The organism is Acinetobacter sp. V2, from assembly GCF_001188385.1.
Lineage (GTDB): Bacteria > Pseudomonadota > Gammaproteobacteria > Pseudomonadales > Moraxellaceae > Acinetobacter > Acinetobacter oleivorans.
The window spans coordinates 746,916-747,384 of the sequence record NZ_JZFB01000001.1 but is presented as its reverse complement, the minus strand read 5'-3'; positions in this window follow the sequence as shown (position 1 = coordinate 747,384).

Below are 469 nucleotides of genomic sequence, written 5' to 3'. Positions count from 1 at the left end.
TTCACATTGACACCTTAATTTTTGAAGATTACCATTTGCCTGCTGGCCACATTGCCAGTCGGTCGTCGCAGACCGCATAATAACTCCCGCATCAGAGCCATTCCTTCTGAGGAACAGCCTTGTGTGGTGAACTACTCGTTCCCTCCCGTAGCGGTAGGACGGGAGAGGGACACCTACGGGTGTGCTAGTTTGAGTTATTACTAGTCTGCGAACCCTCTTCCGTTCTGCCACCATAATTTAAAATGTCTGGCAGAACTCCCTATAGAAGGAGTTGGCTTTGCACATTCATTATTTCTTGGCAGTCCTTGCCAAAAGCTATAACGACACAACTTAAAAATTTAAAGTAGCTTGATCACCCAAAGGTTTTCAAGCTTTAAGTCATTACGGCTCAAAAAACTTGCATCAACAATAAAACTTGAGATGTGCCAAGCACAGTCTTATGGCTTTGCTATGCCTTTTTTTCTCCCAG